Origin of the sequence: Pseudomonas sp. NPDC087029 (assembly GCF_044745345.1) — a bacterium.
GTDB classification, from domain to species: domain Bacteria; phylum Pseudomonadota; class Gammaproteobacteria; order Pseudomonadales; family Pseudomonadaceae; genus Aquipseudomonas; species Aquipseudomonas faucium.
This window is the reverse complement of sequence record NZ_JBIVAB010000003.1, coordinates 284,789-298,118: the sequence shown is the minus strand read 5'-3', so window position 1 is coordinate 298,118 and position 13,330 is coordinate 284,789. Positions and strand designations below refer to the sequence as shown.

Below are 13,330 nucleotides of genomic sequence, written 5' to 3'. Positions count from 1 at the left end.
CATGACTGCGCTCTACATGATTATCGGCACCCTGGTGGCCCTGGGTGTACTGGTCACGTTCCACGAATTCGGCCACTTCTGGGTCGCTCGCCGCTGTGGCGTGAAGGTACTGCGTTTTTCAGTGGGTTTTGGCACGCCACTGCTGCGCTGGCATGACCGCCAGGGCACCGAGTTCGTGGTGGCGGCGATCCCATTGGGCGGCTACGTGAAGATGCTCGACGAGCGCGAAGGCGAAGTGCCGCCGGCGCTGGTGGAGCAGTCGTTCAATCGCAAATCGGTGCGCCAGCGAATCGCCATCGTGGCAGCCGGCCCCATTGCCAACTTCCTCCTAGCCATCGTGTTCTTCTGGATCCTGGCGATGCTGGGCACCCAGCAGATTCGCCCGGTGATCGGGGCTGTCGAGCCGGACAGCCTGGCGGCTTCCGCCGGGCTGATGGCGGGCCAGGAAATTGTCTCGGTCGATGGCAAACCGACCAGCGGTTGGTCGGCGGTCAACCTGCAACTGGTTCGGCGCCTGGGCGAGAGCGGCACGCTGCAGGTTGGCGTGCGTGATGAAGGTGCCAGCGCCGAGCGCCAGCTGCAGATCAAGCTCGACAGCTGGCTCAAGGGCGCCGACGAGCCGGACCCGATCCAGTCCCTTGGGCTGCGCCCTTGGCGCCCGGCGCTTGAGCCGGTGCTGGCCGAGATCGATGGCAAGGGCCCGGCCGCGGCGGCTGGCCTGAAAACCGGCGACCGCCTGCTGGCCCTCGATGGTGTGGCGCTCAAGGACTGGCAGCAGCTGGTCGACAGCGTGCGCGCTCGCCCCGAAGTCAAGGTCATGCTGCGCGTCGAGCGTGACGGTGCGGCCCTGGAAGTGCCGGTAACCCTGGCCCGCAAGGGTGAGGGCAAGGCCTCGGGCGGCTACCTGGGTGCGGGCGTGAAAGGCGGCGAATGGCCAGCCAGCATGCTCCGCGAAGTCAGCTACGGCCCGCTGGAGGCCGTGGGCGAGGGCCTGTCGCGCACCTGGAACATGAGTGTGCTGACCCTCGAATCGCTGAAGAAAATGCTGTTCGGGGAGCTCTCGGTAAAAAACTTGAGCGGACCGATAACCATTGCTAAAGTGGCGGGCGCTTCAGCCCAGTCCGGCGTGGGGGATTTCCTGAATTTCCTGGCCTACCTGAGCATAAGCCTGGGGGTTCTTAACCTGCTGCCCATTCCCGTACTGGATGGGGGGCATTTGCTGTTTTACCTGGTCGAGTGGGCGCGCGGTCGTCCGCTGTCCGATCGGGTGCAAGGTTGGGGGGTCCAGATCGGTATCAGTTTGGTCGTAGGGGTGATGTTGCTCGCCCTGATCAACGATCTGGGTCGACTATAAAAGCTTCGCATTGCGAACCTGCCGCCACTTCGCGGCAGGTTGTTTATTGCCAGTTGGAATAAAAGGACTTCATGAAACGTCTGCTGCTAACTGCGGTCCTCTCCGCACTGATGATCGCTGAAGTTCACGCCGAGTCCTTCACCATCTCCGATATTCGTGTCAACGGCCTGCAGCGGGTATCCGCCGGCAGCGTCTTCGGTGCCTTGCCGCTCAACGTCGGCGACCAGGCCGATGACCGCCGCCTGGTGGAATCGACCCGCTCGCTGTTCAAGACCGGCTTCTTCCAGGACATCCAGCTGAACCGCGACGGCAATGTCCTGATCATCAACGTGGTCGAGCGCCCGTCGGTGTCGAGCATCGAGATCGAAGGCAACAAGGCGATCAGCACCGAAGACCTGATGAAGGGCCTGAAGCAATCGGGCCTGGCCGAAGGCGAAATCTTCCAGCGTGCCACCCTTGAAGGCGTGCGTAACGAGCTGCAGCGCCAGTACGTGGCCCAGGGCCGCTACTCGGCCGAAGTCGACGCCGAAGTGGTGCCGCAGCCGCGCAACCGCGTCGCGCTGAAGATCAAGATCAACGAAGGCACGGTCGCGGCCATCCAGCACATCAACATCGTCGGCAACACCGTGTTCGACGATGAAGAGCTGTCGCAGCTGTTCGAACTGAAGACCACCAACTGGCTGTCATTCTTCAAGAACGACGACAAGTACGCCCGCGAGAAACTCTCCGGTGACCTGGAGCGCCTGCGTTCCTACTACCTGGACCGCGGCTACATCAACATGGACATCGCCTCTACCCAGGTGTCGATCACCCCGGACAAGAAGCATGTCTACATCACCGTCAACGTCAACGAAGGCGAGAAATACACCGTCCGCGACGTGAAGCTCTCCGGTGATCTCAAGGTGCCGGAAGACCAGGTCAAGTCGCTGCTGCTGGTGCAGCCGGGCCAGGTATTCTCGCGCAAGGTGATGACCACCACGTCCGAGCTGATCACCCGTCGTCTGGGTAACGAGGGCTACACCTTCGCCAACGTCAACGGCGTGCCGCAGCCGAACGACCAGGACCACACCGTTGACATCATGTTCGTGGTCGACCCGGGCAAGCGTGCCTACGTCAACCGCATCAACTACCGCGGCAACACCAAGACCGAAGACGAAGTGCTGCGCCGTGAGATGCGTCAGATGGAAGGTGGCTGGGCTTCGACCTACCTGATCGACCAGTCCAAGACTCGCCTCGAGCGCCTGGGCTTCTTCAAGGAAGTCAACGTCGAGACCCCGCCGGTGCCAGGCACCGACGACCAGGTCGACGTCAACTACAGCGTCGAAGAGCAGGCTTCCGGCTCGATCACCGCCAGCGTCGGTTTCGCCCAGAGCGCCGGCCTGATCCTCGGTGGTTCGATCAGCCAGAGCAACTTCCTGGGTACCGGTAACAAGGTGTCCATCGGCCTGACCCGTTCCGAGTACCAGACCCGCTACAACTTCGGTTACGTCGATCCCTACTTCACTGCCGACGGCGTGAGCCTGGGTTACAACGCCTTCTACCGCAGCACCGACTACGACGACCTCGATGTCGACGTGGCAAGCTACGCGGTCGACAGCTACGGCGCGGGCGTCAGCCTGGGCTACCCGATCAGCGAAACTTCGCGCCTGACCTACGGCCTGAGCGTGCAGCAGGACAAGATCAAGACCGGCAAGTACACCGTTGACGAGATCTTCGACTTCCTCAAGGAAGAAGGCGACAACTTCCTGAACTTCAAGGCTTCGATCGGCTGGTCCGAATCGACCCTGAACAAAGGCGTGCTGGCGACCCGTGGTCACTCCCAGAGCCTGACCCTGGAATCGACCATCCCGGGCAGCGACCTGTCGTTCTACAAGCTCGACTACCGTGGCCAGCTGTTCAAGCCGATCACCAACAACTACACCCTGCGCCTGCACACGGAACTGGGCTATGGTGATGGTTTCGGTGGTACTTCCGGCCTGCCGTTCTACGAGAACTACTACGCGGGTGGCTTCAACTCCGTCCGTGGCTTCAAGGACAGCAGCCTGGGCCCACGCAGTACGCCAAGTACCGGCAAGAACCCAGGCACCATTGCTGACCCGGACCAGGATCCGCTGCCGTTCGGTGGCAACGTGCTGGTGCAAGGTGGCGTCGAGCTGCTGTTCCCGCTGCCGTTCGTCAAGGACCAGCGTTCGCTGCGCACCTCCGTGTTCTGGGATGTGGGTAACGTGTTCGACACCAACTGCGGCAGCAAGCCGGATTGCGAAAAGGTCGGCTTCTCGGGCATGGCCAGCTCCGTTGGCCTGGGCGTTACCTGGATCACGGCCCTGGGCCCGTTGAGCTTCAGCCTGGCGATGCCGGTGAAGAAGCCGGACGATGCCGATACCCAGGTGTTCCAATTCTCTCTGGGCCAGACCTTCTAAGGTCGGCCCTTGCTTAACGACAACGGTTTATCCAGGAGTGCATCGTGCGTAAGTTGACTCAACTGGCCGTACTGGCCGCGGCGCTGGTCGCCACCCCGGCTTTCGCCGAAATGAAGGTTGCCGTGCTGAACTATCAGATGGCCCTGCTCGAATCCGATGCCGCCAAGAAGTACGCGGTCGATGCCGAGAAGAAGTTCGGCCCGCAGCTGACCAAGCTCAAGAGCCTGGAAAGCAGCGCCAAAGGCATCCAGGACCGTTTGATCAAAGGCGGCGACAAAATGGCGCAGCCTGAGCGTGAGCGCCTGGAGCTCGAATTCAAGCAGAAAGCCCGTGACTTCCAGTTCCAGTCCAAGGAGCTGAACGAAGCCAAGGCCGTTGCCGACCGCGACATGCTCAAGCAGCTCAAGCCCAAGCTCGATGGCGCTGTCGAGGAAGTGATCAAGAAGGGCGGTTACGACCTGGTTCTCGAGCGCGGTGCGGTCATCGATGTCAAACCTCAGTACGACATCACCCGCCAAGTCATCGAGCGCATGAACCAAGCCCGTTGATATGACCGTGACCATGACGCTCGGCCAGCTGGCCGAGGCCCTCGGGGCCACACTCCAAGGCCCTGAGGCGCTGCAGATCACCGGGCTGGCCACCTTGCAGGAGGCTGGCCCCGGCCAACTGAGCTTCCTGGCCAACCCGCAGTACCGCAAATTCCTGGACAACAGCCAGGCTGCCGCGGTGCTGCTCAAGGCTGCGGACGCCGAAGGTTTTGCCGGCAATGCCCTGATCGTGCCCGACCCGTACCTGGCGTACGCGCGCATTTCCCACCTGTTCGATCCCAAGCCCAAGGCTGAGGCGGGTATTCATCCCAGCGCCGTGGTTGCCGAGGATGCCCAGGTGGATGCCAGCGCCAGCATCGGGCCGTTCGCGGTCATCGAGAGCGGTGCGTGCATTGGCGCCAACGTCAGCATCGGTGCGCATTGCGTGATCGGTGCCCGCTGCGTGGTCGGCGAGGGCGGCTGGCTGGCGCCACGGGTCACGCTGTACCACGACGTGACCATCGGCAAGCGTGTGGTCATCCAGTCGGGCGCCGTGATCGGTGGCGAGGGCTTCGGCTTTGCCAACGAGAAGGGCGTTTGGCGCAAGATCGCCCAGATTGGCGGCGTCACCATCGGTGATGACGTTGAAATCGGCGTGAACACCGCCGTTGACCGCGGCGCGCTGTCCGACACGCGGATCGCCGATGGGGTCAAGCTCGACAACCAGATCCAGATCGCCCACAACGTTCAGATCGGTGAGCACACGGCGATGGCTGCCTGCGTCGGGATCTCCGGCAGCACGCGCATCGGCAAGCACTGTACCATCGCCGGCGGCGTCGGTATGGTCGGCCACATCGATGTGTGCGACAACGTATTCGTGTCCGGGATGACCATGGTGACCCGTTCGATCACCGAACCGGGTGCCTACTCTTCCGGTACTGCCATGCAGCCCCTGGCTGACTGGCGCAAGAGCGCCGCGCGTATCCGCCAGCTGGACGACATGTCCAAGCGTCTCCAGCAGCTGGAAAAACGTGTCGATACCGTGACCTCAGGTGGCCAGCCGACATCAGAAGGCTGATACCATTTTCCTGAGCAAGAGTGAACAGTCGCTAGCTGGCTCCTCTTTGGATTGCAAAAGGAGCGTGCGGTCAGCACCTGCGCTCCCTATTCTTATTACAGGCTTCCCCCCGAAATGATGGACATCAACGAGATTCGCGAATACCTGCCTCACCGTTACCCGTTCCTGCTGGTGGATCGCGTGACGGACCTGGATTTCGAGGCCCAGAGCATTCGTGCCTACAAGAATGTCAGCATCAACGAGCCGTTCTTCAATGGCCACTTCCCAGCGCACCCGATCATGCCGGGCGTGCTGATCATCGAAGCGATGGCCCAGGCGGCCGGCATCCTTGGTTTCAAGATGCTTGATACCAAGCCCGCCGATGGCACCCTGTACTACTTCGTCGGCTCCGACAAGCTGCGCTTCCGCCAGCCGGTGCTGCCGGGCGACCAGTTGGTGCTGGAAGCCAAGTTCCTCAGCCGCAAGAGCATGATCTGGAAGTTCGAGTGCCGCGCCCTGGTCGACGGCAAGCCGGTCTGCTCGGCAGAAATCACCTGTGCGGAACGCTCCCTATGAGTTCGATTGACCCACGGGCGATCATCGACCCCTCGGCCAAGCTGGCCGCGGGTGTCGAGGTTGGCCCGTGGTCGATTGTCGGGCCTGATGTGGAAATCGGCGAAGGCACGGTCATCGGCCCGCACGTGGTGCTCAAGGGCCCGACGCGCATTGGCAAGCACAACCGCATCTACCAGTTTTCCTCGATTGGCGAAGACACCCCGGACCTCAAGTACAAGGGGGAGCCGACTCGCCTGGTGATCGGCGATCACAATGTGATTCGCGAAGGTGTGACCATTCACCGTGGCACGGTCCAGGACCGTTACGAAACCACCCTGGGTGACCACAACCTGATCATGGCCTACGCCCACATCGGCCATGACAGCGTGATCGGCAACCATTGCATCCTGGTCAACAACACCGCGCTTGCCGGCCATGTGCATGTCGGTGACTGGGCGATCCTGTCCGGCTTCACCCTGGTGCACCAGTACTGCCATATCGGCGCGCATGCGTTTTCCGGCATGGGTACGGCGATCGGCAAGGATGTGCCGGCCTTCGTCACCGTCTTCGGCAGCCCCGCCGAAGCCCGCAGCATGAACTTCGAAGGCATGCGCCGCCGCGGTTTCAGCGACGAAGTGATTCACGCCCTGCGCCGCTCCTACAAGATCGTCTACCGCCAGGGCCTGACCGTCGAAGAGGCGATCAAGGAGCTGGACGAACTGAGCGTCAAGCACCCCGAGGTCGACCTGTTCCGCCAGTCGATCGTGAACTCCGCCCGCGGCATCACCCGCTGACATGGCGCAGCTTTGCGTAGCCCTGGTTGCGGGTGAGGCCAGCGGCGATATTCTAGGTTCCGGCTTGATGCGCGCCCTCAAGGCGCGCCATCCCGATGTACGGTTCATCGGCGTCGGTGGCCCGTTGATGGAAGCCGAAGGCCTGCAGTCTTACTTCCCCATGGAACGCCTCGCGGTCATGGGCCTGGTCGAGGTGCTGGGGCGCCTGCGCGAGCTGCTCAAGCGGCGCAAGCAGTTGATCCAGACGCTGATCGCCGAAAAGCCCGATGTGTTCATCGGCATCGACGCCCCCGATTTCACCCTCAATATCGAATTGAAACTGCGCCAGGTCGGGATCAAGACCGTGCACTACGTCAGCCCGTCGGTCTGGGCCTGGCGGCAGAAGCGCGTGCTGAAGATCCGTGAAGGTTGCGACCTGATGCTGACCTTGCTGCCGTTCGAGGCGCGCTTCTACGAAGAGCAGGGCGTACCCGTGCGCTTCGTCGGCCATCCGCTGGCCGATACCATCCCGCTGGATGCCGACCGTCAGGCGGCGCGCCAGGCCCTGGGCCTGGCTGAAGGCCCGTTGGTGGCATTGATGCCCGGAAGCCGCGGGGGCGAGGTGGGGCGCCTGGGGGCTTTGTTCCTCGATGCCGCCCAGCGCCTGTGCGAGCAGGTGCCGGGTGTGCGCTTCGTGCTGCCTTGCGCCAATGCCGCGCGGCGCGAGCAGATCGAGCAGATGCTGGCAGGCCGCCAATTGCCGTTGACCCTGCTCGATGGCCAGTCGCACCAGGCGCTGGCGGCCTGCGATGCGGTGCTGATCGCCTCGGGTACCGCGACCCTGGAAGCGCTGCTGTACAAGCGGCCGATGGTCGTCGCCTATCGCCTGGCGCCGCTGACCTACTGGATTCTCAAGCGCCTGGTAAAAAGCCCCTACGTGTCGTTGCCGAACCTGCTCGCCCAGCGCGAACTGGTACCCGAGCTGCTGCAGGATGCCGCCACCAGCGAAGCCCTGGCCACGGCCCTGGCGCCGTTGGTGGCCGATGGCAGCCAGCAGACCGAACGCTTCGACGAGATTCACCGCACCTTGCGCCGCGACGCCTCCAACCAGGCGGCGGATGCGGTGCTGGCTTTGCTCAAGGCTCGCTGATATGCAGATAGGACTGGATTTCAACCTGGTCGAAGACCTGGTCGCCGGCGTCGATGAAGTGGGCCGCGGCCCACTGTGCGGCGCGGTGGTCACTGCCGCGGTGATTCTCGACCCGGCTCGGCCAATCCTTGGCCTCAATGATTCGAAAAAACTGACCGAAGCCAAGCGCGAAGCGCTGTTCGACGAGATTTGCGCAAAAGCCCTGAGCTTTTGCATCGCACGCGCCGAGGTGGAGGAAATCGACCGCCTGAACATCCTGCAGGCCACCATGCTGGCCATGCAGCGTGCGGTGGAAGGCTTGAGCGTCACGCCCAAGCTTGCGCTGATCGACGGTAACCGCTGCCCCAAGCTGGCAGTGCCTGCAGCGCCGGTGATCAAGGGCGATAGCCAGGTGCCGGCGATCGCTGCCGCGTCGATCCTGGCCAAGGTGACCCGTGACCGGGAGATGAGCGCGTTCGAGCTGATCTATCCGGGTTATGGCATGGGCGGGCACAAGGGCTACCCGACGCCTGTGCACCTGGAGGCCCTGGCGCGCTTGGGGCCTACGCCTATTCACCGGCGTTCCTTTGCACCGGTACGGGCGGCCTGGGAAGCCCGTGAAGGCGTCACTGATTCTCTGATCTAGCCGATCGGGGCCGCCTTGCGGCCCATTCGCCTGCAAGCCGGCTCCCACGAAATCTGCGCTGTCACCGATTCCCGTGGGAGCCGGCTTGCCGGCGAATGGGCTGCAAAGCAGCCCCAAATCCCCCTCGCATTTACGTTACAATCCCGCCCTTGTGTTCAGCACTGCTACAGGATCTTCCATGTCGGTTCCCTTCGTTCACCTGCGCGTCCACTCCGAATTCTCGCTGGTCGACGGCCTGGTGCGGATCAAGCCGCTGGCCAAGGCGCTGGCGGGGATGAACATGCCGGCGGTGGCGATCACCGACCAGAGCAACATGTGCTCGCTGGTGAAGTTCTACAAGACCGCCATGGGCGCCGGGATCAAGCCGATCTGCGGTGCCGACCTGTGGCTGGCCGGTGCCGACCCCGAGGCGCCACTGTCGCGCATCTGCTTCCTGGCCATGGACCCCAAGGGTTACCGCAACCTCACCGAGTTGATCTCGCGCGGCTGGACCGACGGCCAGCGCAACGGCCTGGTGATTCTCCAGCGTGAATGGATCGCGCCGGCCAGCGAGGGGCTGATTGCCCTGTCGGCGGGCAAGGAAGGCGATATCGGCCAGGCCTTGATGGCCGGCCGCGACGATGAAGCTGCATCGCTGCTGCGCGACTGGATGGGCATGTTCCCCGAGCGCTTCTACGTCGAGCTGCAGCGCACCAACCGTGCCGGCGACGAAGAATACGTGCACGCCGCCGTGGCCCTGGCCGACAAGCTTGGCGCGCCGCTGGTGGCCACCAACGACGTGCGCTTCATCAAGCAATCGGACTTCGACGCCCACGAAAGCCGCGTATGCATCGGTGAGGGCTGGACCCTCGACGATCCGCGCCGCCCGCGCATGTACAGCGACCAGCAGTACCTCAAAAGTGCGCAGGAAATGGCCGAGCTGTTCAGCGACCTGCCCGACGCGATCGCCAACACCGTCGAAATCGCCAAGCGCTGCAATATCCAGGTACAGCTTGGCAAGTACTTCCTCCCCGATTTCCCCACGCCCAATGGCATGGGCATCGACGATTACCTGCGCCATGTTTCCCACGAAGGCCTGGAAGAGCGCCTGGCCGTGCTCTGGCCGAAGGAAACCACGCCCAATTACGAAGAGAAGCGCCAGCTCTACCTCGACCGCCTGAAGTTCGAACTGGACATCATCATCCAGATGGGCTTCCCCGGTTACTTCCTGATCGTGATGGACTTCATCAAGTGGGCCAAGAACAACGGCGTGCCGGTCGGCCCTGGCCGGGGGTCGGGTGCAGGTTCGCTGGTGGCCTACGTGCTGAAGATCACCGACCTCGACCCGCTGGCCTACGACCTGCTGTTCGAGCGCTTCCTCAACCCTGAACGTATTTCCATGCCCGACTTCGACGTCGACTTCTGCATGGATGGCCGTGACCGGGTGATCGACTACGTGGCCGAAGCCTACGGGCGCAACGCCGTGAGCCAGATCATCACCTTCGGCACCATGGCCGCCAAGGCGGTGGTGCGCGACGTGGCGCGGGTGCAGGGCAAGTCCTACGGCCTGGCCGACCGCCTGTCGAAGATGATCCCGTTCGAAGTGGGCATGACCCTGGAGAAGGCCTACGAGCAGGAAGAGATCCTGCGCGACTTCCTCAAGGGCGACGAGGATGCCCGGGAAATCTGGGACATGGCGCTCAAGCTCGAGGGCGTCACCCGCGGTACCGGCAAGCATGCCGGGGGCGTGGTGATCGCGCCGACCAAGCTCACCGATTTTTCGCCGATCGCCTGTGACGAAGAGGGTGGCGGCCTGGTGACCCAGTTCGACAAGGACGACGTCGAGGCCGCCGGCCTGGTCAAGTTCGACTTCCTCGGCCTGCGTACCCTGACCATCATCAAATGGGCGATGGAGACGATCAACCGCGAGCAGGCCAAGAACAACCTGCCCGAGGTCAACATCGACTTCATCCCGCTGGATGATCGCAAGACCTACGAGCTGCTGCAGAAGGCCGAGACCACGGCCGTGTTCCAGCTTGAATCGCGCGGCATGAAAGAGCTGATCAAGAAGCTCAAGCCCGACTGCCTGGAAGACCTCATCGCCCTGGTGGCGCTGTTCCGCCCTGGCCCGCTGCAGTCGGGCATGGTGGACGACTTCATCAACCGCAAGCACGGCCGCGCCGAGCTGGCCTACCCGCACTCCGACTACCAGTACGAAGGCCTCAAGCCGGTGCTGGCACCCACCTACGGCATCATCCTGTACCAGGAACAGGTGATGCAGATTGCCCAGGTGATGGCGGGTTATACCCTCGGCGGCGCCGACATGCTGCGCCGGGCCATGGGCAAGAAAAAGCCCGAGGAGATGGCCAAGCAGCGCGGTGGCTTCATCGAAGGTTGCGTGGCCAACAATATCGAAGCGGACCTGGCCGGTAACATCTTCGACCTGGTAGAAAAGTTCGCCGGCTACGGCTTCAACAAATCCCACTCCGCCGCCTACGGCCTGGTGTCGTACCAGACTGCATGGCTGAAGACCCACTACCCGGCGCCGTTCATGGCCGCGGTACTCTCGGCGGACATGCACAACACCGACAAGGTGGTGGTGCTGATCGAGGAAGTGCGCAGCATGAAGCTGCGCCTCGATGCGCCGGATGTGAATGCCTCCGAGTTCAAGTTCACGGTCAACGACGACGGCCGCATCATCTATGGCCTGGGCGCGATCAAGGGGGTCGGCGAAGGCCCGGTGGAGGCGATCGTCGAGGCGCGCGCCCAGGGCGGGCCGTTCAAGGACCTGTTCGACTTCTGCGAGCGCGTCGACCTCAAACGGGTCAACAAGCGCACCCTCGATGCGCTGATCCGCAGTGGTGCGCTGGACCGCCTCGGCCCGCACTTCCATGACGAGATCAAGGCGTACCACGCCAGCATCGACATCAACCGGGCGACCTTGCTGTCGGCACTGGAAGAAGCCATCAAGGCGGCCGAGCAAACCGCGCGCACTGCCGACAGCGGCCACGTCGACCTGTTCGGCGGCTTGTTCGTCGAGGAAGACTCCGACGTCTACGCCAACCACCGCAAGGTGCGCGAGCTGACCCTCAAGGAGCGCCTGAAGGGCGAGAAGGACACCCTGGGCGTGTACCTCACCGGCCACCCGATCGATGAGTACGAAGGCGAGATCCGCCGCTTCGCCCGCCAGCGCATCATCGACCTGAAGCCCTCGCGCGAGACGCAGACCATCGCCGGCATGATCATTGCCCTGCGGGTGATGAAGAACAAGAAGGGCGACAAGATGGGCTTCGTCACCCTCGACGACCGCTCCGGGCGCATCGAGGCGTCGCTGTTTGCCGATGCCTTCATGGGTGCCCAGGCATTGTTGCAAAATGATGCGATGGTCGTCGTCGAAGGCGAAGTCAGCAACGACGATTTCTCCGGTGGCCTGCGCCTGCGCGTGAAGCAGGTGATGACCATGGAAGACGCCCGCACCAAGCTCGCCGAGAGCCTGCGCCTGAAGGTGGCCCACGATGCCCTCAAGGGCGATCGCCTGAATTGGCTGGGCGAGTTGATCACCCGCCATCGCGGCGGTTGCCCGATCACCCTCGAGTACACCGGCAGCGACGCCAAGGCCATGTTGCAGTTCGGCGACCAGTGGTCAATCGATCCCGCCGACGGCCTGATTCAGGCGCTGCGTGACCAGTTCGGGCGTGAGAACGTCTTCCTGCAATATCGTTGAACCGACCAAATTTAATCTCGACCTGAATGCGCCTGATCCCTTAAGGTAGGGCGCCAAACGGATCAACCGGCCGGCCGCCTGGCCGTAGACCCAAGACGGATGACTATGAACCCGAATTTTCTCGATTTCGAACAGCCGATTGCCGACCTGCAAGCCAAGATCGAAGGCCTGCGCCTGGTAGGCAACGACAACTCGCTGAACATCAGCGATGAAATTGCCCGTCTGCAAGACAAGAGCAACACCCTGACCGAAAGCATCTTCGGCAACCTGACCAGCTGGCAGATCGCACGCCTGGCCCGTCACCCGCGTCGTCCATACACCCTGGACTACCTGGAGCACATCTTCACCGAATTCGAAGAACTGCACGGCGACCGCCACTTCTCCGACGACGCCGCCATCGTGGGCGGTACTGCGCGCCTGGACGGCAAGGCGGTCATGGTCATCGGCCACCAGAAGGGCCGCGAAGTGCGCGAGAAGGTGCGCCGCAACTTCGGCATGCCGCGCCCTGAAGGCTACCGCAAGGCCTGCCGCCTGATGGAAATGGCCGAGCGCTTCAAGATGCCGATCCTGACCTTCATCGACACCCCGGGCGCCTACCCTGGCATCGACGCCGAAGAGCGCAACCAGAGCGAAGCGATCGCCTGGAACCTGCGCGTCATGGCACGCCTGAAGACCCCGATCATCGCCACCGTGATCGGTGAAGGTGGTTCCGGCGGTGCGCTGGCCATCGGTGTGTGCGACCAGCTGAACATGCTGCAGTACTCCACCTATTCGGTGATCTCGCCGGAAGGTTGCGCCTCGATCCTGTGGAAGACCGCCGACAAGGCCGCCGATGCCGCCGAGGCCATGGGCATCACTGCCGAGCGCCTGAAGAGCCTGAACATCGTCGACAAGGTCATCCAGGAGCCGCTGGGCGGCGCCCATCGTGACCCGGCGAAGATGTCCGAAAGCATCCGTGCCGACCTGGTCCAGCAGCTGGACATGCTCGGCAAGTTCGACAATGACGCGCTGCTGGCCCGTCGTTACGAGCGCCTGATGAGCTACGGCCTCTGATAGACACCGGGGCCGCTTCGCGCCCCCATCGCCGGCAAGCCGGCTCCCACACCGATTAATGTGGGAGCCGGCTTGCCGGCGATGGGGGGCGAAGCGGGCCCGGCTATCTCAAG

General features: G+C 63.1%; 10 protein-coding genes. All 10 read left to right on the top strand.

Annotation, left to right across the window (positions count from 1 at the left end; translation table 11 throughout):
* Position 1 precedes the first annotated feature (1 nt).
* The 10 genes from rseP to ACIPG5_RS07205 all read left to right on the top strand — a co-directional run bounded on the left by rseP (position 2) and on the right by ACIPG5_RS07205 (position 13,217).
* A complete protein-coding gene (gene rseP, locus ACIPG5_RS07250; protein ID WP_401373996.1) occupies positions 2-1,354 on the top strand; it encodes an RIP metalloprotease RseP in 1,353 nt (450 codons plus the stop codon).
* Between the two features lie 71 nt (positions 1,355-1,425).
* Positions 1,426-3,774 (top strand): outer membrane protein assembly factor BamA, encoded by a 2,349-nt coding sequence (bamA, locus tag ACIPG5_RS07245; protein WP_176513520.1) that lies wholly within the window; start codon positions 1,426-1,428, stop codon positions 3,772-3,774.
* Between the two features lie 44 nt (positions 3,775-3,818).
* Positions 3,819-4,322: an OmpH family outer membrane protein gene (locus tag ACIPG5_RS07240; RefSeq protein WP_008094900.1), complete on the top strand. Its 504-nt coding sequence runs from the start codon at positions 3,819-3,821 to the stop codon at positions 4,320-4,322.
* Between the two features lies 1 nt (position 4,323).
* Positions 4,324-5,379 carry a UDP-3-O-(3-hydroxymyristoyl)glucosamine N-acyltransferase gene (lpxD, locus tag ACIPG5_RS07235; protein WP_236237804.1) on the top strand — a complete coding sequence of 352 codons (1,056 nt, stop codon included), beginning with the start codon at positions 4,324-4,326 and terminating at the stop codon, positions 5,377-5,379.
* Between the two features lie 114 nt (positions 5,380-5,493).
* Complete coding sequence (fabZ, locus tag ACIPG5_RS07230; RefSeq protein WP_016392301.1) at positions 5,494-5,934, top strand: 3-hydroxyacyl-ACP dehydratase FabZ; 441 nt, start codon at positions 5,494-5,496, stop codon at positions 5,932-5,934.
* A complete protein-coding gene (lpxA, locus tag ACIPG5_RS07225; protein WP_176513516.1) occupies positions 5,931-6,707 on the top strand; it encodes an acyl-ACP--UDP-N-acetylglucosamine O-acyltransferase in 777 nt (258 codons plus the stop codon). Before fabZ ends, lpxA begins: the two co-directional genes overlap by 4 nt.
* A 1-nt stretch (position 6,708) precedes the next feature.
* The gene (gene lpxB, locus ACIPG5_RS07220; protein ID WP_176513514.1) at positions 6,709-7,836 is read left to right on the top strand and encodes a lipid-A-disaccharide synthase; all 1,128 of its coding nucleotides are present in this window, start codon (positions 6,709-6,711) and stop codon (positions 7,834-7,836) included.
* A 1-nt stretch (position 7,837) separates the two neighbouring features.
* On the top strand, positions 7,838-8,461 hold the full coding sequence (gene rnhB, locus ACIPG5_RS07215; protein WP_176513512.1) for a ribonuclease HII: 624 nt from the start codon (positions 7,838-7,840) through the stop codon (positions 8,459-8,461).
* 178 nt (positions 8,462-8,639) lie between these two features.
* Entirely contained in the window at positions 8,640-12,164 is a 3,525-nt protein-coding gene (dnaE, locus tag ACIPG5_RS07210) for a DNA polymerase III subunit alpha (RefSeq protein WP_176513510.1), read from the top strand.
* Positions 12,165-12,269: 105 nt separating this feature from the next.
* Positions 12,270-13,217, top strand: coding sequence for an acetyl-CoA carboxylase carboxyltransferase subunit alpha (locus ACIPG5_RS07205; protein ID WP_176513508.1), 948 nt, complete (start codon positions 12,270-12,272; stop codon positions 13,215-13,217).
* Positions 13,218-13,330: the final 113 nt, after the last annotated feature.

Coding starts and splice junctions, on each gene's coding strand:
- rseP (WP_401373996.1), top strand. CDS start 2: ATGACTGCGCTCTACATGATTATCGGCACCCTGGTGGCCCTGGGTGTA.
- fabZ (WP_016392301.1), top strand. CDS start 5,494: ATGATGGACATCAACGAGATTCGCGAATACCTGCCTCACCGTTACCCG.
- bamA (WP_176513520.1), top strand. CDS start 1,426: ATGAAACGTCTGCTGCTAACTGCGGTCCTCTCCGCACTGATGATCGCT.
- lpxA (WP_176513516.1), top strand. CDS start 5,931: ATGAGTTCGATTGACCCACGGGCGATCATCGACCCCTCGGCCAAGCTG.
- dnaE (WP_176513510.1), top strand. CDS start 8,640: ATGTCGGTTCCCTTCGTTCACCTGCGCGTCCACTCCGAATTCTCGCTG.
- rnhB (WP_176513512.1), top strand. CDS start 7,838: ATGCAGATAGGACTGGATTTCAACCTGGTCGAAGACCTGGTCGCCGGC.
- lpxB (WP_176513514.1), top strand. CDS start 6,709: ATGGCGCAGCTTTGCGTAGCCCTGGTTGCGGGTGAGGCCAGCGGCGAT.
- ACIPG5_RS07205 (WP_176513508.1), top strand. CDS start 12,270: ATGAACCCGAATTTTCTCGATTTCGAACAGCCGATTGCCGACCTGCAA.
- lpxD (WP_236237804.1), top strand. CDS start 4,324: ATGACCGTGACCATGACGCTCGGCCAGCTGGCCGAGGCCCTCGGGGCC.